The organism is Nocardia sp. NPDC059691, assembly GCF_042733915.1.
Lineage (GTDB): Bacteria > Actinomycetota > Actinomycetes > Mycobacteriales > Mycobacteriaceae > Nocardia > Nocardia sichangensis.
The window spans coordinates 1-16963 of record NZ_JBHWFB010000027.1; the positions used below are offsets into that span (position 1 = coordinate 1).

A 16963-nucleotide genomic window follows, 5' to 3' on the forward strand; every position below is an offset into this window, starting at 1 on the left:
AACCGCCGATACACCGGATACGGATCGTCGTGAAACCCGTAGTCATACGGGTCGAACACCAGCGGCCCCACCACAGCCGTCATCGCCCACACTCCGAATCCGATAACAAGTTCTCAACAAGGATCGTCCACCCGACGCTCCGTAGAGACACATAGCTGGACATGTGTCTGGACGGTACCACTGACAGTTTTTCAGGACAATCCCGAACGAGCGATCTCGTGGAAAGAAATCCGCCGCCCGATCGCCAGGTCGACACACACCACGAATCAAGAACACGTTCTTGTAGGCGGCCCAGCGATCGGACTATATTCCATACAACTGTCCAGACGCGGCGGTTCGCAGCACGCGGCCACCTTCGCCGATGCCGCCACGGGGGCAGCGCACGACAGCTCGTCGAACGACCAGACAAGGATTTCCATGCGATTCGGCATCGTCCTGTTCACCAGCGACCGCGGCATCACTCCAGCCGCGGCGGCCCGAGCGGCCGAGCAGGCGGGGTTCGCCTCCTTCTACGTCCCCGAGCACACCCACATCCCGGTCGCGCGCAACGCGGCGCACCCGCAGACCGGCGACGCGTCGCTCCCCGACGACCGCTACCTGCGCACGCTGGACCCGTGGGTCGCACTGTCCATGGCGGCGGCAGTCACCGAACGCATCGAGCTGGCCACCGCCGTCGCGCTCCCCGTGGAGCACGACCCGATCACCCTGGCCAAGACGATCGCCTCACTGGACCACCTCTCCGGTGGCCGGGTCGCGCTTGGGGCCGGATTCGGCTGGAACACCGACGAACTCGCCGATCACGGAATACCCGCGAACAAGCGACGCACCGTGCTGCGCGAATACCTGGCGGCGATGCGGGCGCTGTGGAGCCGGGACGAGGCCGGTTTCGACGGCGAGTACGTGCGCTTCGGCCCGAGCTGGGCGTGGCCGAAACCGGTCCGGCGCTCGGTGCCGGTGCTGATCGGCGCGGCGGGCACCGAACGCACCTTCCGCTGGATAGCCGAGTCGGCGGACGGTTGGATCACCACCCCGGGGGAAACGGAGATCTCCGATCGTCTCGCGTTGCTGCACGAGATCTGGCAGCAGGCCGGGCGACCCGGACGTCCGCGCGTGGTGGCCCTGGACTACAAACCCGACGCCGCACGCCTGGCCGAGTGGGACCGCGCCGGCGTCACCGACGTCGTGTACGGACTGCCGGACAAAGACGAGCCCGCGGTGTGCGCCTACCTCGAGCGGTTGTCCGGCAAACTGACCGACATCGGCCTGCCGCTCGGCGCGGCGAGCCGGCCGTAGCGAATCACGTGGCCGAACACACAACTATTTCCGCAGCAGGAAAGTTGCTCGAACGAAATAACGACACTACCATCTAGACACATGTCCGAAAGCGATTCCAGAACCGTCGAAGCGACGCGGCGGCGCTTGTCCGGAAAGCAGGCCGACACCGTCGACAAGCTCACCAGATCGGCGTTGGAAGTGCTTTCCCGGGAGGGTTTCGCCGGCATGACCATCCGGATGGTGGCCGCCAACGCCAAGGTCGGCACCGCCACCGCGTACACCTATTTCTCCTCCAAGGAGCACTTGGTCGCGGAGATCTTCTGGCGCAGGCTGCGCGCACAACCCTCCCCTGTGAGCGAGGATCCGGACGCCACCGTGCGGGTGATCGCCGAGCTCCGCAGCATCGCGTTGCTGGTCGCCGACGAACCGGAATTGTCCGGCGCGGTCACCAGCGCGCTGCTCGGCCGCGATCCCGACGTCGAGCATTTGCGGTCGCGCATCGGCTTGGAAATTCGCACCCGCCTCGCGCACGCGCTGTCCGGAAATCCCGACGCGGATATTCTGAAATCGCTCGAATTGCTCTACGCGGGTGCGCTGGTCCATGCCGGGATGGGCTACGAATCGTATTCCGACATCGCGGACCGCATCGAGCGGTCCGCGATGCTCATCCTGAAGTGACGCGGCGCGTTCCGCGTCACTTCAGGCCAGGCCCAATTTCAGCGACGCGCCGCCGTCGACGAACATCTGCAAACCGGTCACGTAGCGCGACTCGACGGTGTTCACCACGCCGACGAAGTTGACGTCGAAGACATCCACGAAGCCCTGCAACGGCACATGGTGGCCCAGCGGGCAGATCCCGGCGTTCGCCACGACCACGTCCAAGCGCCCAAGTTCGGCGACGCCCGCCGCGATCGCCGCTTGCAGCGCGGGGCGATCGCGCACGTCGACCTGTGCGGCCACCACCCGACGGCTGGTCTTGGCGACCAGTTCCTTGGTCTCGGCGAGATCCGCTTCGGTCGCCAGTGCGTATTCGTTGCCGGCTATGTCGGCGCAGATATCGAAGGCGATGATGTCGGCGCCTTCCTCGGCCAAGGCGACGCGTGACTGCGGCCCTGCCCCCGTCCCGCACCGGTCACCAGGACGACTTTGCCGCTGACCCGATCCATGTTTCCTCCACCGTGCTCGTCGCCGGTTCCCGTCACCCCCGCGACACGCGCCGCGCATATATGGAATAGTAACCGGACATCTGTCTGGACGATACTACGGACAAAGGTATGGATCAATCACTCGTCACCGCACCCGATTCCACCGCCGCATCCCGGCCCGAGCGGGGTGATCGTTGATGCCCAAGCGGCCACGCAACCTCGACTCCCCGCTGGTCACGACCGTCATCAAATACATGTCCAGAGCGCAGACCTGGGCGTACCGCCGGACCGGAGGGCGCGTCGGCGCACGATGGCGGATCGGCGCCGGCTTCCGCAAGCCGGTACCCACCTTGCTGCTCGAGCATCGGGGTCGCAGATCGGGCAAGTTGTTCACCGCCCCGCTGCTGTACCTCGTCGACGGCGCCGACCTGGTAGTGGTCGCCTCGCAAGGCGGGTTGCCGAATCACCCCCAGTGGTACTTCAATCTCCTGGCACATCCCGTGACCCGGGTACAGGTCGGGGCCGAGCACCGACGCGTCCGCGCCCGCGTGGCGAGCCGGGAGGAGAAGAATCGCTTGTGGCCCTTGCTCGTAGCCCTCTACGCGGACTTCGACACCTACCGATCCTGGACCGAGCGCGAGATCCCGGTGCTCATTCTCCAGCCGGAGGACCGGCCGCACTGACCCGGCGCGTCGAGCGAGGTCCGCGGCCACCCTCCCCCATGATGTTCAGCGTTCCCGGCGCGATGGGCGCCGCCCGCCCGCCGGAGCAGTGCGACGCAATCGATCGACTCGACCGAGGATGGGAGAGCGTGTGGCGAAGATGGGTAGGCGGAAACGGTCCAGGCTGATCACCGCCGGAATGCTGCGGGAGAAGCACCAGCAGGAAGAGCACGGCGCACCGGCGCGACCGGCGCCGCTGCGCCCGGACGGGGTCGAGACGGCCATCGCGCTCGATCTCGACGGGCTCGCCACGCGCGTGCGTGCGCGGCGGCGCGAGATGAAGTGGACCCAGGCGGATGTGGCGGGCAACGGCGGCCCGCCGGCCAAGGTGATCAGCGAAATCGAGCGGTCCCGCAATCCACGGCCTGGTACCGAGGTGCTCGACCGGCTCGACGCGGGACTCGACTGGCCGCCCGGCACCAGCGCGACGATCCTGCGCGCCGAGCAGGCAGGCGAACTGGCCGCGGCGCGCTGAGCGCCGGATCCGAAACTCGGCCGGTCGGAGAATTTTTCGATATCTCCGACCGGTCGAGCCGGAACGCTCATCGGTAGCTGTGGGCGCTGCTAGGCTGCTCAGCGACCCTAGACGACTGCCCTTGCGCCGCCGGAGTGCGCGGGTCCGGCCGTGCTGGACGCAGGTGTGAACCCGATGAAGGAATGGACGAAACATGCAACTCCGCGGCATCACTGCGGCAGCGGTACTCGCCATCGGCTCGCTGACCGTCGGCGCGGGCGTCGCCCACGGCGAGCCCGCTCCCGACATCACCTACTCGGCCAAGATCGTCGACCAGACGGTGGTCGCCGCGCTCCGAGGCGGAACCTTCCAGTTGTCCAAGGCACTGCGCGATCAGCCCGCGGGCGACGAGAACGCGCGACTAACCGAGCGCAACGGGGTGCTCGTCGATCACGCGGGCGCCCCGGCCGACATCGCGCAAGTGATCGACGTGGTCGACATCCGGGACCGCGACGGCCACGTCGCGATGACGTTGCCGCTCGACTTCCGGATAGCGGGGACCGACATTCCGGTCCGCCCGGAGCTGAAGAAGGACAGCACCGTGCTCGAGCTGAAGCCGTCCAGGCCGGAGGGCATCGCGATCACCGAGCCACTGGTGGCCAAGCCGGTCGCGTCCATGACCGAGAACCAGCGCGCCCGTGACGAATTCGCCAGCCAGTTCGGGCTCGCCACCGCCATAGGCGGTTTCGTCGGCACCGCGATCGGCGCCACGATCGGCTGCCTGGTCACCATCGCCGTCGGCTGCGTGGCCGGTCTGCTGACCGGCGCGAGCCTCGGCGGCATCCTCGGAACCATCGCGGTCGGCGGACCCACGCTCGTCGTGGCGGGTGTCGACCTGCTCACCACGTTGCAGGCGGCCGACGGCACTACCCGCTTCGCCGACAAGCCCGTCCAAACCGCTCCGGTCCAAACCAAGTAGCCGTGCCCCGGCGGCGCAGCAGCGCGCCGCCGGGCGGACTTCCGGTCGACCGCGTCGCTACAGCGGCGCGGTCGTCGTGTTCGAGCGACCCACGCGCTCGTCGTTGATCAAGTGATAGGCGCGTCCCAGATCGTCGAGCGCACGCTCCCATCTGGTGTCCGCGTCGTGGCCACGGGGATTGCGGCTGAGCAGCAGCAGGACCTCGGCCGCATCCGCCGACCGCGCGGCGGCGTCCAGCAACACCGGCACCGGTTCCACGGTGGTGCCCGCCGCCAGCGCGCCGATACGGTCGTGCAGCCAGTGCGCGTCGAAACGCGCCTGCTCCGTGGGGTTCTCCCCGTTCACCGGCAGGGTGCTGACCGCGGCGGCCCGTGCGGCCTCCTCGTCGTCCATCGTGGTGGTGACGACGTCGCGCAGCTCGCTGCTCGCGATCCGGTGTAGCAAACCGATCAGTAGGACACGTTCGGCGTCCGGACCGTGCAGACCCGCCTCACCCGCCCGTGCGCCGACCTCGTCCGGGTCGACGCGCAAGATCGACAGAACCGCTCGCAACTGCGCAATCGTTACCACTTCGTCCGCCCCTCCTCATCGTCGCGGCCCCACCATCACACCCTCGGCGACAGCCTGCCAAACGCGAGGCGCGTTAACCGTCCGGTAGCCCTTTTGCCGATACGGCGTGTCTTCACACTGCGTTCCAGGTCACCTCGAACCGCAGGGTAAACGAGGGTCCAACTTGGGTACTCCAGACATCATGAGAGCGATACCGGCGCGGGTCACTGGTGACACGACCACGCCCGCAGTGCGCGAATCCGAACACGGCGGTGCGATCGCGAGCATGAGATGGCGGCGGATCAGGGAGGTGATCGCCACCCGAACCGTCTCCGATGCCACGCGAGAGGTCTCCATCGAGGTGGGGAAACCGCAGATGGCACCGGGTGACACCGGTGTGGTGTGCGGTTTTCGCATCCAGGGAATCGGCGAACGATGGGCGCACGGCGTCGATTCCATCGCCGCGCTCTACCGCGCGTTCCAGGACATCGCCCAAGAGCTGCGGCAGGCCAACAGCCACGGTGCGCACTTCGCGGTGACCGAGCCGTCCGACCCCGGCTTCCCCGCCGCGCCCACCCGACCCTCGCGCGCCGCCACGACGGTCGCCTACGAGCCGCAGGCGCTCATCGCGGCCCGCACCCTCTACGAAGCCGACAGCTCCTTGTCGATCATCATCGGCAGGCCGTATCTGGCGGCCGACCGGCGCGAGCACCTGTGCCGGTTCCATATCAGCAAGCAGGGCGCGTCGCTGGCCAGCGGCATCGATGAGATCCAGGCCCTGCACAGCGCGATCAGCATGATCAGCGAACGCCTCGCACTGCCGCAGGATTGGCCGGTCAGCCGCCTGTCCTGAGGCCCGCGCGCACAATTTCGCGACGAACCGCCCAGCCGGTACGGATTCGGCATCGAATCATCGGTTGGGGATCGTCGTTCGACCGGCGTAGATCTCCCAGCGCCATGAGCAGTCCGGCGGCCGTCCCCACGTCCGGAACCAGACCGTGGCGAGGCCGCGGCGTCGCCAGGAGGGAACTGCCCATGGAATTCATCTCGCCGGTGGACGCCCTGTTTCTCATCGCGGAATCACGCGAGCATCCGATGCACGTCGGTTCACTGTCCATCTTCGACCCCGTGGAGGGCACCGGACCCGAATTCGCCCGGCGCGCGTACGCCACGCTGGCGGCCGACCGAAACTTCCACCCCACGTTCCGCAAGCGCCCGGCTCGCCTGTTCGGCACTCCACAGCTTGCCTGGACCGTGGACAGCGCCGTCGAACTCGACTACCACGTCCAGCGGTGGGCGCTACCGGAAGCGGGTGGCCTGGACGCCCTGACCGAAGTAACGGCGGGATTGCACAGCACCCTGCTCGACCGGCACCGGCCGCTGTGGGAAGCGCATCTGGTCGAAGGGCTCGCCGGCGATCGGGTCGGCTTGTACGCGAAGATGCACCACGCCCTCATCGACGGCGTCGGCGCCCAGCGCCTGTTGCAGCGAACACTCACCACCGACCCGGAATCCGGCGAAGCGCTGGTGCCCTGGCACCTCCCGCCTTCGACCGGGCACCGCCCGAATCCCCCGCAGAGGCAAACGCTCGGCACCCGGGCGCGCGCCCTGCTCGCCGCGGCGGGCTCGGCGCCTTCGGCCCTGCGCCTGGCCCGTACCGCGCTGCTCGAGCAGCAGCTGACGCTGCCCTTCGCCGCACCGCGCACCATGTTCAACGTCCCGATCGGCGGGGCCCGCCGCTGCGCCGCCCGCTCGTGGCCGCTGGACCGGATCCGCCAGGTCAAGAAGATGACCGGCACCACGCTCAACGACGTGGTGCTGGCGATGTCGGCGGGTGCGCTGCGCACCTACCTGCTCGAACACGTCGCCTTGCCGGACAAGCCGCTGATCGCCATGGTGCCGGTCTCACTGCGTCCCGAATCCGACGACGGTGACGGCGGGGGCAACGCCGTGGCGGCGCTGCTGTGCAATCTGGCCACCGACCTGCCCGACCCGGCCGCACGGCTGGCGGCGATCAGCTCCTCGATGCATCGCAGCAAAGAGATCTACCGCGCGCTGTCCCCCGTCCAGGCGGTCTCGCTGTCGGCGCTGACGCTCAGTCCCCTCGCCCTGTCACTGCTGCTTCCCGCCACGGTCGCGCTGACCAGCCCGCCGTTCAACATCGTCATCTCCAATATTCCGGGACCGCGTGAACCGCAGTACTGGAATGGAGCCCGCGTCGCGGCCAGCTATCCGCTGTCGATCCCGCTCGACGGGCAGGCGGTGAACATCACCCTCACCAGCAATGCCGACAGCCTGGACATCGGCATCGTCGCCTGCCGCCGCAGCGTGCCGGACGTGGCCAGGCTGCTCGATCACCTGGAATCCGCGTTGACCGACCTGGAGGACACCGTCTACTGACCGCCGGGCGCTGCCGCCGGATGGTCAGGGTGATCCCGCGGTGCCCAGACCGTTGATCGACGGCGGTAGCTCCGGTTCGGCCGCGCCGGGACCGGCCAGCAGACGCTTGAGGATCTTGCCGGTGTCGCCGCGCGGCAGCGCCGAGAGGAAGGTGACGTCGCGCGGCACCGAGAAGCGGCTCAAGCGGTTGCGGATGTAGGTGCGCACCATGTCCGAATCCAGGCCGGACCCTTCGCGTTTCACCACGAACGCCGCGAGCCGCTGGCCGAATTCGTGGTCCGGCACACCGACCACTGCGACGTCACTGACCTGCGGCAGGTGCGCGAGCGCCTCCTCGACCGGACGCGGGAAGACGTTCTCGCCACCGGAGATGATCATCTCGTCGTCTCGTCCCGCGATGAACAACCGGCCCGCGGCGTCGAGGTAGCCGAGGTCGCCGGTGTCGAGCATGCCGTGCGCCTCGTCCGGTGGCGCGGAGTTGACGTAGCCGTCGAACAGCATGTGGTTGCCGACGAAGATGTGTCCGGTGGCGCCGATCGGGAGTCTGCGGTGGTCCGGCCCGAGCACGGCCACCTTGGTGCCCAGCGGCGGGCGTCCCGCCGTGGTCGGCGACGTGTGCAGGTCCTCGGGGGTCGCGATGGTGGCCCAGGAGACCTCGGTGGATCCGTAGACGTTGTAGAGCACGTCGCCGTAGGTCTCCATGAACCGCTCGACGGTCGCGCCTGCCAGTGGCGCGCCGCAGCTGATCATGTGCCGCAGGCTGGAGGTGTCGTAGCGAGCACGCACGTGCGCGGGGAGGTCGAGGATGCGCTGCACCATGGTCGGCACGACGATCACCGTGTTGACCCGGTGCTCGGCGATGCGGCGCAGGCAGTCCTCCGCGTCGAACCGTTCGGCCAGCACCACGGTCGCGCGCAGCGCGGTGCTCAGTTGCAGGCCGGCCAACCCCCAGGTGTGGAACAGCGGCGCCGGGATCAGCATGGTCTCGTTCATCTGCATCGGGATGCGCGACAGCAATGCCGCGATGGACCCGAAGCCCTTCGGATGCGGCCTGCGCGCGCCCTTGGGCGTCCCGCTGGTCCCGGAGGTGAGCACGACGAGCCGTCCCGGCTGGGCAGGCGTGCGGAAAGTCGTGTGCCCCTCCGCCACCAGTTGGTCCACGGTCGTCCGGTCGGGTACCGGCGGACGCTCGTCGGTGTTGTAGCGCGGGATGTCGGTATGCAGATAGCGCACCAACTCCTCGAGGTCACCGTCGACGAACAGCGCCGACAGGCGGTCGCGCTGGACGATCTCCTCGATGGTGCGGCCCGCCAGCCCGGCGTTCAGCAGTGCCACGTCCACACCCAGTTTGCCTGCGGCGACCATGCATTCGACCATGGCCGCGTGGTTGCGCGCCAGCAGGCCGATGGCGTCGCCCGGGCCGAGGTCGTGCGCGGCCATCGCCGCGGCCAGCGCGTTGGTGCGCTCGTGCATGTCGGCGAAGGACCGGGTGCCGCGGTCGTCGATGATCGCGGCCCGCTCCGGGGCGTACGCCGCGCCCGCGGCGTATCCGCCCGCCAGGTTGAAACCCCATTTCGCCAGTGAGCGCAGCTGTTTGAGAGTCCGATCGAAACGAACCGGCAACACGACGCCGGTGGCCACCATCTGCCGCGCCACACCCGCGTTGCGCCGGATCGGCGAATCCTCGCCGTTGACGACCAAGGAGGTCCGCGCGCCCTTGGCGACGTCGGCCACCCGCTTCAGTCCGGCCTTGGTCCACTCGCCGATCGCCACATTGGACAGCTCGCCCACCCGCGGGTGCACCCGGCTCGGCGCGAAATACGTGACGGTGACCTTGGTGCGGTCCTCGTCGCCGTGCAGTCGCACCGACGCGAAGCTGCCCAGTGCGGCGTATTGCATCTCGAAGCTCTCGTACCACCGGCCCACGCTGAGCCGGATCTGGTGGGTGCGTATGCCCGACCCGTAGGTACCGACGCGCATCTGCCAGACCACATTGCCGTCGGCGGACTGGATCTGCTCGCACGCGCCGATACCGGTGAACATGCGCGGATAAGTCTGCGGTTCGAGCAGCAGATCCCAGATGGTCTTGCGGGCGATCGCGAATTCGGCGACTACGTCGATGACATCGGTAACCAACTTGTGCACTTCTCGTCGGCCGGTTCGAAGAACTTCGGGTCGGCGGGTAGCTCCTTTGTAACGTCAGTCACAAGCGAGGTCAAGTAGCCAGGGCTACGTCGCTACTACCAGCGACACGCAGGAAATACGCTGCGATTGCCCAGCATTCACCTGAACCTGGGAACCGGCCCAAATCACCCGCCCGGCCCCTGTGAATCAGCCCAACGATCATCCGAACTCCCGCCGGGCGGCGACCTCCGACCTAACGTCACAGACGCCTGCTCGGCAGGACCGCACCCTGGCTGGAGAGGTTATGGACGACAAGCCCGCACGACGAATCGCGCACGCTCGCGCCGAGGAGATCCTCGATTTCTTCGGCAAATGCCGAGCGTGCGGATATCCCGCTTACGCGGAGAGCACCACGTTGCGCTACGACAACGGCGACTTGGAGACCAAGATCATCGCCAGCTGCGCCCTGCCCTGCGGCTGGACCGGCGAGGTCTCCGCCACACCGATGACCGGCGCGGCCGCCCGTCCACGCACGTGAGCGAACTCAGGCCGCGCTCGAAACGAGTTCTTCCGGGCCGAGCGCGCGTTCGCGCAGGTCTTTGAGAATCCTGGCGAGAATGCGCGACACCTGCATCTGGGACACACCCAGCTCTTCGGCGATCTGACTCTGGGTCCGCGACTCGTAGAAGCGCATGACCAGCACCTGTCGATCGCGCGGCGGCAACTCGGCGATGAGCGGACGCACGGCCATCGCCTGCTCCAGCAGGTCGTAGCACGGTTCCTCGGAGCCCAGCGTGTCGGCGAGCGACTGCGGCGCACCGTCGCCCTCCTCTCGCCCTGCCGCGTCCAGCGAATTGGCCTGATAGGCGTTGCCCGCGATGAGCGCCTGCGTGACCTCACCGAGGTCGACGTCCAACTCCTCGGCGATCTCCCTGGCCGTCGGCATCCGGCCGAGGCGATGCGACAACGTCTCGGTGGCCGGGCCGACGCGCAGCTGGATCTCCTTGAGCCTGCGCGGCACTCGCAACGACCACGTGTTGTCGCGGAAATGCCTGCGCACCTCGCCCATGATGGTGGGGACCGCGAATCCGAGGAAGGAACTGCCGCGCGAGACGTCGAAACGGTCCACCGCCAGCACCAACCCGACCCGGGCGATCTGCAGCAGGTCCTCGTAGTTCTCGCCGCGGCCGGAGAACTTCCTGGCGATGTGCTCGGCGAGCGGAAGACACCGCCGGGTCACCTCCTCGCGCAGCGCCGCGCGGTGCGGATCCCCCTCGTCCATCGCGGCCATCTTCTCGAACCACGGCTCGATGTTGTCGTAGCTGTCGCCCCCGCGGGTGCGCCTCGCCGTGTCATTTCCGTCGGTCGTGAACTCACGTTTCATCAAATGGTCCTCGTTCCCAACTGAATTCGATAACGGTCGGGTACCCGCCGAGTTCGGAATCAAAAGGGTCACGGGAAATTGACAGGGAGCGGGTGAGCATGCGCACCAGTTCCCAGCTCAACGGATCGCTGCGGAGCTCGTCGCCGACCACGGCGAGGGCGTCGACACGCACGCTCATCCGGCCGAGGCCGTAGGTGAACGCGCAGCCGAGCATCGAGCCCGGCATGGCGTCCGCCAGCAGCATCGTGACCGCCTCGTTGATCGCCAAGCGGATGTCCGAGGCGGCGTCGAGCGGAACCTCGGCGACCAGGCATACGGTGTCGGTCATCGCGCGGATCAAGGCGAGGTGTCGCGCGTCGGCGGGGATCCGCACCGTGACCGTGGCGGTCTCCGTGGCGGGCGCGCCGAACGCGCACGTGATCACCCGCATCACACCGTGGCGAGCTGCGCTTGCCACATCCAGTGCAACTGCTCCAGCCGCGCCGCGATCGCCAGGAACAGATCCTGGGTCACCGGATCGGCCTTCTCGGTCGCCGCGATGCGTTCACGCAGCCGCTTGATCACGGCGGCGAGGTTGCCGACGATCGCGTCGATGACGTCGGTGTCCTGTTGCCAGCCCTCGCCGATGCCGATCGCGCCGGAATCCTTGGCCACGCTCGCGGCGCGTCCGTCCGGGCTGACTCCCACGGCGGTGGCGCGTTCCGCGGCCGAGTCCGTGAACTCCCGTGCCACGGTCACCAATTCATCCAGCGCCAGGTGCACCGACCGGAAGTTGGAGCCGATCACGTTCCAGTGCGCCTGCTTCGCGATCAGCGACAGGTCGATCAGGTCGACCACCGTCGCCTGGAGAGTTTCGCCCGCGACGCGCTGCTGCTCCGGGTCCAAAGTACTGGTGATGGGTTGGGACATCGCGCTGAACCTTTCTGCCATCGATCGGGACACCGACGGTCTACCCAGCTCTGCGGCGATAAACCCCCCGGTAGCTTCCGCGGCCGGACGAAACGGGGTGTGCGCCCCGGCCCCTCGCCGGCCCCGCGGCGGACAGAAAGAGCACGAGAACGGCGGTGACCGCCAGCTCGGCGGGCGTACCGTCATCCGCCCCGGAATGAGCGAGCACCCACAGATTTTTGCCATATCGGCAACTATTGTTGCTGGATTGGCCGGTTTCCGGGCACCGTGAGGTATGACCGAGAAAGAGCACATGGACGTGGCGGCCGGTCCATCGGCGACGCCGACTCCGGCACGGGCGCGCCGGGATACCGAGCAGTTCTCCGCCGACGTCGAGCGAGCGAACTGCGAACGAGTACTCGGCGCTCGACGGCACGGCATGGATTCGCTGCTGCCGCCTCCGCAGGGCTGACCGGTTCCGGACTCCTGCTGCACTATGGTGTGATCCACACAACACGGGGAGGCGCGGTATGCCGGAACGGACAGCCACGCCCTTACGGGCGGCCACGATGCCCGACTTCGCCGATCGGATCTCGACACCGAGCTACGACCGATCCCGGATCACCACCGGCATAGTGCATTTCGGCGTCGGCGGCTTCCATCGAGCGCACCAGGCGATGTACGTCGACCGATTGCTCGAACGCGGCCTCGGGGACGAGTGGGGCATCTACGGAGTCGGCGTGCTGCCCGGCGATCGACGCATGCGCGACGTGCTGCGGGCGCAGGACGGCTTGTACACGCTGTCGACGGTCGCGCCGGACGGCACGTGGACCACGCGCGCGATCGGCTCGCTGGTCGACTACCGGTACGCACCGGACGATCCCGGGACCGTCGTGGCGAAGCTCGCCGATGCGTCGACCCGGATCGTCTCACTCACCATCACCGAGGGTGGCTATCACATCGCCGCCGCTACCGGGGAATTCGACCCGGAAGACCCCGGAATCCGCGCCGATCTGGCCGGGAACGCGCCGCCCGGTACCGTTTTCGGGCTCGTCACCGAGGCGCTGGCCCGCCGCCGATCCCGCGATATCGCGCCGTTCACCGTGCTGTCCTGCGACAACATCGAGGGCAACGGGAACGTCGCGCGCCGGATGTTCGGCGCGTTCGCCGCGCTGCGCGATCCGGGGCTCGGAGCCTGGGTGACGGAGCAGGTGCGCTTCCCGAATTCCATGGTGGACCGGATCACCCCGGTGACCCCGCCCGGAGCGACCGGCGAGATCGAGCGGCGCTACGGGCTCACCGACCGCTGGCCGGTGGTCACCGAGCCGTTCGCGCAGTGGGTGCTGGAGGATTCGTTCGGACTCGGCCGTCCGGCCTTCGAAGAGGTGGGCGTGCAGGTCGTCGCCGACGTCACTCCCTACGAACTGATGAAGCTTCGGTTGCTGAACGCGAGCCACCAGGCGCTGTGCTACTTCGCGTACCTGAGCGGCTATCGGCTGGTGCACGAAGCGGCACAGGATCCGGTCTTCCGGCGGTTCCTGACCCGCTACATGGACGACGAGGCCACGCCGACGCTGCGCGCGGTCCCCGGGGTCGACCTGGGCGACTACAAGCGGACGCTGCTCGACCGGTTCGCCAATCCCGCGATCGGCGACACCATCGCCCGGCTGTGCGCGGAATCCTCCGACCGGATCCCGAAGTGGCTGCTTCCGGTTGTCCGGGCGCAGCTCGGCAGCGGCGGCCCGATCGACTGCGCGGCGGCGGTCGTCGCCAGCTGGGCACGCTATGCCGAGGGCGTGGACGAGCACGGGCACCCGATCGAGATCGTTGACCGGCTCCGCGACCGGCTGGTCCCCCTCGCGCGGCGGCAGCGCGAGCAGCCCACCGCTTTCCTCGGCGAGCGATCCTTGTTCGGCGACCTGATCGACCACCCCCGGTTCGTGACCGCGTATCTGGCGGCTCTGGACAGCCTGCGCACCAGGGGCGCGCACGCGACCGTCGAACAGTTGGCCGGTTAGCGCGGGGTGACGCGGGCGACCGCCCGGCAGTCCGCGCCGACAGCGAACCACACGTCCAGGCTCGAGTCGGTCCGTCGGGCGACGAGCTCGACGTCCTCGCCGCATCGCACCGGTTTCCCGTACTCGACCACCACACGGTGCGGACCCGATTTCAGTTCGGCGTAATCGGCCAGGACTTCTTCGAGCGCGGTGAGGTAGACCGCGTTGTTCATATGGTCGAGCAGGTCTATGTCGGTGGCCCGTAGCGGGAAGGGCCGGATCTGCACCCCGGGCTCGCCCGCCGCGGGCATGGGATCGGTGAGCTCGGCTTTCCAGCGGAGCCGGTGCTCGGTCGTACAGGCCAGCATGGGGGCGAGGAACCGGTCGCTCATCCGCGCGGGTACGCCCGATTCGGTGCCGAAATGGATCAGGAAGCTCTCGGTCTCCACCAGCCCACCAGCGCTGCCGCCGATCTGGACCCGCATCGTGCACCACCGGGTCGACGTCGCCGAAGGCCATCGCCGCAACGTCGCCGACTCACCGAATCCGAGCGGTTTGAGCGCGTCGATCACCGTCCTGCGGATCACCCACAGGCGATGGATATCGCCGTCCTCGAGGACCTCGAGATGGTCGTAGCCGACGTCCTGCAGATAACGCGCGACACCGTCGAGTCGCAGGCGCTGGTCACGATCGGTGTCGGCGAGGCGCACGGGCCATCCCGTCTCGAACGGAGTCAGGACGGCCGGCGGTTCCGGCAGCACGCTGGGAATGCCCATGCCCGGATGATGCCAGCTATTTGCCACAATTGTGGGCAGCACTGCCCATATCGTCATCTACACGAGAAGATGTCGCGTTTTATCAGGCATTTCGACCGGATTATCGACCATATACGTTCGTCCGCTAACAATTAGCTTTCATTCGCCATGGTGGGTTGCCCTCGCACCCGTCGTCGCCTATTTCTTCGAACGATCCCGCTTCTCCCGCACCCGCACCGAGATGCGGACCGGCGAGCCGTCGAAACCGAACTCCTCGCGCAACCTGCGCTCCAGGAAGCGCCGGTAGCCTGCCTCCAGGAAGCCGGTGGTGAACAGCACGAACGTGGGCGGCCGGGTGGTCGCCTGGGTGGCGAACAGCACGCGGGGCAGCCTGCCGCCGCGCATCGGCGGCGGGGTCGCCGCGATCACTTCCTTCAGCCAGGTGTTGAGCCTGCCCGTCGGAATGCGCTTGTCCCAGGACTCGAGCGCGGTCTCCATCGCGGGCACCAGCTTCTGCACCGCGCGGCCGGTGTGCGCGGAGATGTTCACTCGCTGCGCCCACGGCACCCGGACCAGCTCGCGGTCGACCTCACGCTCCAGTTGCAGCCGACGATCCTCGTCGACCAGGTCCCACTTGTTGAACGCCAGCACCAATGCCCGCCCGGAATCGGCGACCAGGCTGATCACCCGCAGATCCTGTTCTGTGATCGGCTGCGAGGCGTCGACCAGCATGATCGCCACCTCCGATGCCTCCAGCGCCGACTTGGTGCGCAGCGAGGCGTAGAACTCGGTGCCGCTGGCATTGGACACCTTGCGGCGCAACCCGGCGGTATCGATGAACTTCCAGACCTTGCCGCCCAGTTCGACGAGGGAGTCGACCGGGTCGACCGTGGTGCCCGCGACATCGTGCACCACGGAGCGCTCGTCGTTCGCCAGCTTGTTGAGCAGGCTCGACTTGCCGACGTTCGGCTTGCCGACCAGCGCCACGCGACGCGGGCCGACGCCGCCGGTTCCCTCGCGCGGAGTCTCGGGAAGCACCTCGAGCACGTCGTCGAGCAAGTCGCCGGTGCCACGGCCGTGGGCGGCGCTGACCATGCGCGGCTCGCCGAGTCCCAGCGACCACAGCGCCGCCGCTTCCGCTTCCACCCGCTGGTCGTCGACCTTGTTGGCGACCAGGATCACCGGGACGGCGGAGCGGCGCAGCTTCTTCACGGCCGCCTCGTCGGTGGCGGTGGCGCCCACCACCGCGTCGACCACGAGCAGGATCGCGTCGGCGGTGTGCATGGCCAGTTCGGCCTGGCGGGCCACCGATTGCTGCAGGCCCTTCGCGTCGGGCTCCCAGCCGCCGGTGTCCTGGACCAGGAACCGCCGACCCGCCCAGTTCGCCTCGTAGGACACGCGGTCGCGGGTCACGCCAGGAATGTCCTCCACGACCGCCTCGCGGCGGCCGAGGATGCGGTTCACCAGCGTCGACTTGCCCACGTTCGGGCGGCCGACCACGGCCAGCGTCGGCATCGCGACGTGCGCCGCGTCCTCGAATTCGCCCTCCAGGTCGGCGAGTTCCCAGTCGGCTTCGTCGCTCCAGACGCCGTCGCCTGCGAGTACGTCCCCACTCATCGGTCCCCTCCGGCTCCACACGTCGAGACCTGCTGCGCGACAACGCGATACAGCTCGTCGATGACCTCATCCATGGACAGTTCGCTGGTGTCTACCGGTACCGCGTCCTCGGCGGGGCGCAGCGGGGACACCTTGCGGGTCGAGTCGAGGGTGTCGCGGCGCTGCACGTCGGCGAGCACGCCCGCGTAGTCGTCGCCCCTGCCCTCGGCGATGTTCTGCTGATTGCGCCGGTGCGCCCGCGCCTCGGCGGACGCGGTCAGGTAGATCTTGGCGTCGGCGTCGGGCAGCACGACGGTGCCGATGTCGCGTCCCTCCACCACGATCCGCCCCGCGGCCGCCGTGATGTCGCGCTGCATGGCGACGAGCAGCTCACGCACCTCGGGCACCGCGGAGACCGCCGAAACCGCCTTGGTGACCGCGTCGCCGCGAATCTCCGACCGCACGTCCTCGCCGTCCAGCTCGATCACCTCGCGGCTGGGATCGGTGCCGATGGACAGCGGCAGCTCCTTGACCGCGGCGCCGATGGCCGCGGAGTCGGTCAGTTCGATGCCCGCCCGCAGCACGCGCAGCGTCGCCACCCGGTACATCGCGCCGGTGTCGAGGTACCGGGCGCCGAGCCGGGTGGCCAGGCGCCGGGACACGCTGGACTTCCCGGTACCCGACGGCCCGTCCAT

Annotated in this window: 18 protein-coding genes and 1 pseudogene; 10 read left to right on the plus strand and 9 right to left on the minus strand. The window is 68.2% G+C overall.

Going from position 1 to position 16963, the window contains the following annotated elements:
* Positions 1–417: 417 nt before the first annotated feature.
* Together ACFV2O_RS36250 and ACFV2O_RS36255 are read left to right on the plus strand one after the other, a co-directional pair.
* Positions 418–1293, plus strand: a complete 876-nt coding sequence (locus ACFV2O_RS36250; RefSeq protein ID WP_379256268.1) for an LLM class F420-dependent oxidoreductase — start codon at positions 418–420, stop codon at positions 1291–1293.
* A gap of 81 nt (positions 1294–1374) precedes the next feature.
* The gene (locus ACFV2O_RS36255; protein WP_355080773.1) at positions 1375–1953 is read left to right on the plus strand and encodes a helix-turn-helix domain-containing protein; all 579 of its coding nucleotides are present in this window, start codon (positions 1375–1377) and stop codon (positions 1951–1953) included.
* A gap of 39 nt (positions 1954–1992) precedes the next feature.
* On the opposite strand, the pseudogene ACFV2O_RS36260 reads toward ACFV2O_RS36255, so the two are convergent.
* Positions 1993–2441, minus strand: a pseudogene (locus tag ACFV2O_RS36260) (SDR family NAD(P)-dependent oxidoreductase); the annotation flags it as partial.
* A gap of 176 nt (positions 2442–2617) precedes the next feature.
* Between ACFV2O_RS36260 and ACFV2O_RS36265 the strand changes: the two are divergent.
* The 3 genes from ACFV2O_RS36265 to ACFV2O_RS36275 all read left to right on the plus strand — a co-directional run bounded on the left by ACFV2O_RS36265 (position 2618) and on the right by ACFV2O_RS36275 (position 4575).
* On the plus strand, positions 2618–3103 hold the full coding sequence (locus tag ACFV2O_RS36265; RefSeq protein WP_379256270.1) for a nitroreductase family deazaflavin-dependent oxidoreductase: 486 nt from the start codon (positions 2618–2620) through the stop codon (positions 3101–3103).
* A gap of 130 nt (positions 3104–3233) precedes the next feature.
* Positions 3234–3617 (plus strand): hypothetical protein, encoded by a 384-nt coding sequence (locus ACFV2O_RS36270; RefSeq protein WP_379256272.1) that lies wholly within the window; start codon positions 3234–3236, stop codon positions 3615–3617.
* A 193-nt stretch (positions 3618–3810) separates the two neighbouring features.
* Positions 3811–4575 carry a hypothetical protein gene (locus ACFV2O_RS36275; protein WP_379256274.1) on the plus strand — a complete coding sequence of 255 codons (765 nt, stop codon included), beginning with the start codon at positions 3811–3813 and terminating at the stop codon, positions 4573–4575.
* Positions 4576–4632: 57 nt separating this feature from the next.
* Here the strand turns inward: ACFV2O_RS36275 and ACFV2O_RS36280 are convergent, their stop codons facing one another.
* Complete coding sequence (locus ACFV2O_RS36280; protein ID WP_379256275.1) at positions 4633–5145, minus strand: hypothetical protein; 513 nt, start codon at positions 5143–5145, stop codon at positions 4633–4635.
* 265 nt (positions 5146–5410) lie between these two features.
* Here ACFV2O_RS36280 and ACFV2O_RS36285 point away from each other — a divergent pair, with 265 nt between their 5' ends.
* Both ACFV2O_RS36285 and ACFV2O_RS36290 read left to right on the plus strand, forming a co-directional pair.
* A complete protein-coding gene (locus ACFV2O_RS36285) occupies positions 5411–5977 on the plus strand; it encodes a DUF6968 family protein (RefSeq protein ID WP_379256277.1) in 567 nt (188 codons plus the stop codon).
* 182 nt (positions 5978–6159) lie between these two features.
* On the plus strand, positions 6160–7524 hold the full coding sequence (locus ACFV2O_RS36290; protein ID WP_355080759.1) for a wax ester/triacylglycerol synthase family O-acyltransferase: 1365 nt from the start codon (positions 6160–6162) through the stop codon (positions 7522–7524).
* Between the two features lie 24 nt (positions 7525–7548).
* Here the strand turns inward: ACFV2O_RS36290 and ACFV2O_RS36295 are convergent, their stop codons facing one another.
* On the minus strand, positions 7549–9660 hold the full coding sequence (locus tag ACFV2O_RS36295) for an AMP-binding protein (RefSeq protein WP_379256279.1): 2112 nt from the start codon (positions 9658–9660) through the stop codon (positions 7549–7551).
* 292 nt (positions 9661–9952) lie between these two features.
* Here ACFV2O_RS36295 and ACFV2O_RS36300 point away from each other — a divergent pair, with 292 nt between their 5' ends.
* Positions 9953–10186 carry a hypothetical protein gene (locus tag ACFV2O_RS36300; RefSeq protein ID WP_355080757.1) on the plus strand — a complete coding sequence of 78 codons (234 nt, stop codon included), beginning with the start codon at positions 9953–9955 and terminating at the stop codon, positions 10184–10186.
* A 6-nt stretch (positions 10187–10192) separates the two neighbouring features.
* On the opposite strand, the gene ACFV2O_RS36305 is transcribed toward ACFV2O_RS36300, so the two are convergent.
* The 3 genes from ACFV2O_RS36305 to ACFV2O_RS36315 are packed head-to-tail and all read right to left on the minus strand — an operon-like array spanning position 10193 to position 11941.
* Entirely contained in the window at positions 10193–11032 is an 840-nt protein-coding gene (locus ACFV2O_RS36305; protein WP_355080756.1) for an RNA polymerase sigma factor SigF, read from the minus strand.
* On the minus strand, positions 11022–11462 hold the full coding sequence (locus tag ACFV2O_RS36310) for an anti-sigma factor (protein ID WP_379256282.1): 441 nt from the start codon (positions 11460–11462) through the stop codon (positions 11022–11024). The genes ACFV2O_RS36305 and ACFV2O_RS36310 overlap by 11 nt, the downstream gene beginning before the upstream one ends.
* On the minus strand, positions 11462–11941 hold the full coding sequence (locus ACFV2O_RS36315; RefSeq protein ID WP_379256283.1) for a Dps family protein: 480 nt from the start codon (positions 11939–11941) through the stop codon (positions 11462–11464). Before ACFV2O_RS36315 ends, ACFV2O_RS36310 begins: the two co-directional genes overlap by 1 nt.
* Before the next feature lie 274 nt (positions 11942–12215).
* Between ACFV2O_RS36315 and ACFV2O_RS36320 the strand changes: the two genes are divergently transcribed.
* Positions 12216–12392 (plus strand): hypothetical protein, encoded by a 177-nt coding sequence (locus tag ACFV2O_RS36320; RefSeq protein WP_379256284.1) that lies wholly within the window; start codon positions 12216–12218, stop codon positions 12390–12392.
* Between the two features lie 97 nt (positions 12393–12489).
* Positions 12490–13938 (plus strand): mannitol dehydrogenase family protein, encoded by a 1449-nt coding sequence (locus ACFV2O_RS36325; RefSeq protein ID WP_379256303.1) that lies wholly within the window; start codon positions 12490–12492, stop codon positions 13936–13938.
* On the opposite strand, the gene ACFV2O_RS36330 is transcribed toward ACFV2O_RS36325, so the two are convergent.
* The 3 genes from ACFV2O_RS36330 to cmk all read right to left on the minus strand — a co-directional run bounded on the left by ACFV2O_RS36330 (position 13935) and on the right by cmk (position 16963).
* A complete protein-coding gene (locus ACFV2O_RS36330) occupies positions 13935–14693 on the minus strand; it encodes an acyl-[acyl-carrier-protein] thioesterase (RefSeq protein ID WP_379256286.1) in 759 nt (252 codons plus the stop codon). The genes ACFV2O_RS36325 and ACFV2O_RS36330 overlap by 4 nt on opposite strands.
* A 177-nt stretch (positions 14694–14870) precedes the next feature.
* Positions 14871–16289 (minus strand): ribosome biogenesis GTPase Der, encoded by a 1419-nt coding sequence (gene der, locus ACFV2O_RS36335; RefSeq protein WP_355080744.1) that lies wholly within the window; start codon positions 16287–16289, stop codon positions 14871–14873.
* Positions 16286–16963, minus strand: coding sequence for a (d)CMP kinase (gene cmk, locus ACFV2O_RS36340; protein WP_379256305.1), 678 nt, complete (start codon positions 16961–16963; stop codon positions 16286–16288). Before cmk ends, der begins: the two co-directional genes overlap by 4 nt.

Excerpts from the sequence above, each read along its gene's own strand:
- ACFV2O_RS36325 (WP_379256303.1), top strand. The coding sequence starts at position 12,490 with ATGCCCGACTTCGCCGATCGGATCTCGACACCGAGCTACGACCGATCC.
- der (WP_355080744.1), bottom strand. The coding sequence starts at position 16,289 with ATGAGTGGGGACGTACTCGCAGGCGACGGCGTCTGGAGCGACGAAGCC.
- ACFV2O_RS36305 (WP_355080756.1), bottom strand. The coding sequence starts at position 11,032 with ATGAAACGTGAGTTCACGACCGACGGAAATGACACGGCGAGGCGCACC.
- ACFV2O_RS36300 (WP_355080757.1), top strand. The coding sequence starts at position 9,953 with ATGGACGACAAGCCCGCACGACGAATCGCGCACGCTCGCGCCGAGGAG.
- ACFV2O_RS36255 (WP_355080773.1), top strand. The coding sequence starts at position 1,375 with ATGTCCGAAAGCGATTCCAGAACCGTCGAAGCGACGCGGCGGCGCTTG.
- cmk (WP_379256305.1), bottom strand. The coding sequence starts at position 16,963 with ATGGACGGGCCGTCGGGTACCGGGAAGTCCAGCGTGTCCCGGCGCCTG.
- ACFV2O_RS36310 (WP_379256282.1), bottom strand. The coding sequence starts at position 11,462 with ATGCGGGTGATCACGTGCGCGTTCGGCGCGCCCGCCACGGAGACCGCC.
- ACFV2O_RS36315 (WP_379256283.1), bottom strand. The coding sequence starts at position 11,941 with ATGTCCCAACCCATCACCAGTACTTTGGACCCGGAGCAGCAGCGCGTC.
- ACFV2O_RS36275 (WP_379256274.1), top strand. The coding sequence starts at position 3,811 with ATGCAACTCCGCGGCATCACTGCGGCAGCGGTACTCGCCATCGGCTCG.
- ACFV2O_RS36285 (WP_379256277.1), top strand. The coding sequence starts at position 5,411 with ATGAGATGGCGGCGGATCAGGGAGGTGATCGCCACCCGAACCGTCTCC.
- ACFV2O_RS36330 (WP_379256286.1), bottom strand. The coding sequence starts at position 14,693 with ATGGGCATTCCCAGCGTGCTGCCGGAACCGCCGGCCGTCCTGACTCCG.
- ACFV2O_RS36320 (WP_379256284.1), top strand. The coding sequence starts at position 12,216 with ATGACCGAGAAAGAGCACATGGACGTGGCGGCCGGTCCATCGGCGACG.
- ACFV2O_RS36250 (WP_379256268.1), top strand. The coding sequence starts at position 418 with ATGCGATTCGGCATCGTCCTGTTCACCAGCGACCGCGGCATCACTCCA.
- ACFV2O_RS36265 (WP_379256270.1), top strand. The coding sequence starts at position 2,618 with ATGCCCAAGCGGCCACGCAACCTCGACTCCCCGCTGGTCACGACCGTC.
- ACFV2O_RS36290 (WP_355080759.1), top strand. The coding sequence starts at position 6,160 with ATGGAATTCATCTCGCCGGTGGACGCCCTGTTTCTCATCGCGGAATCA.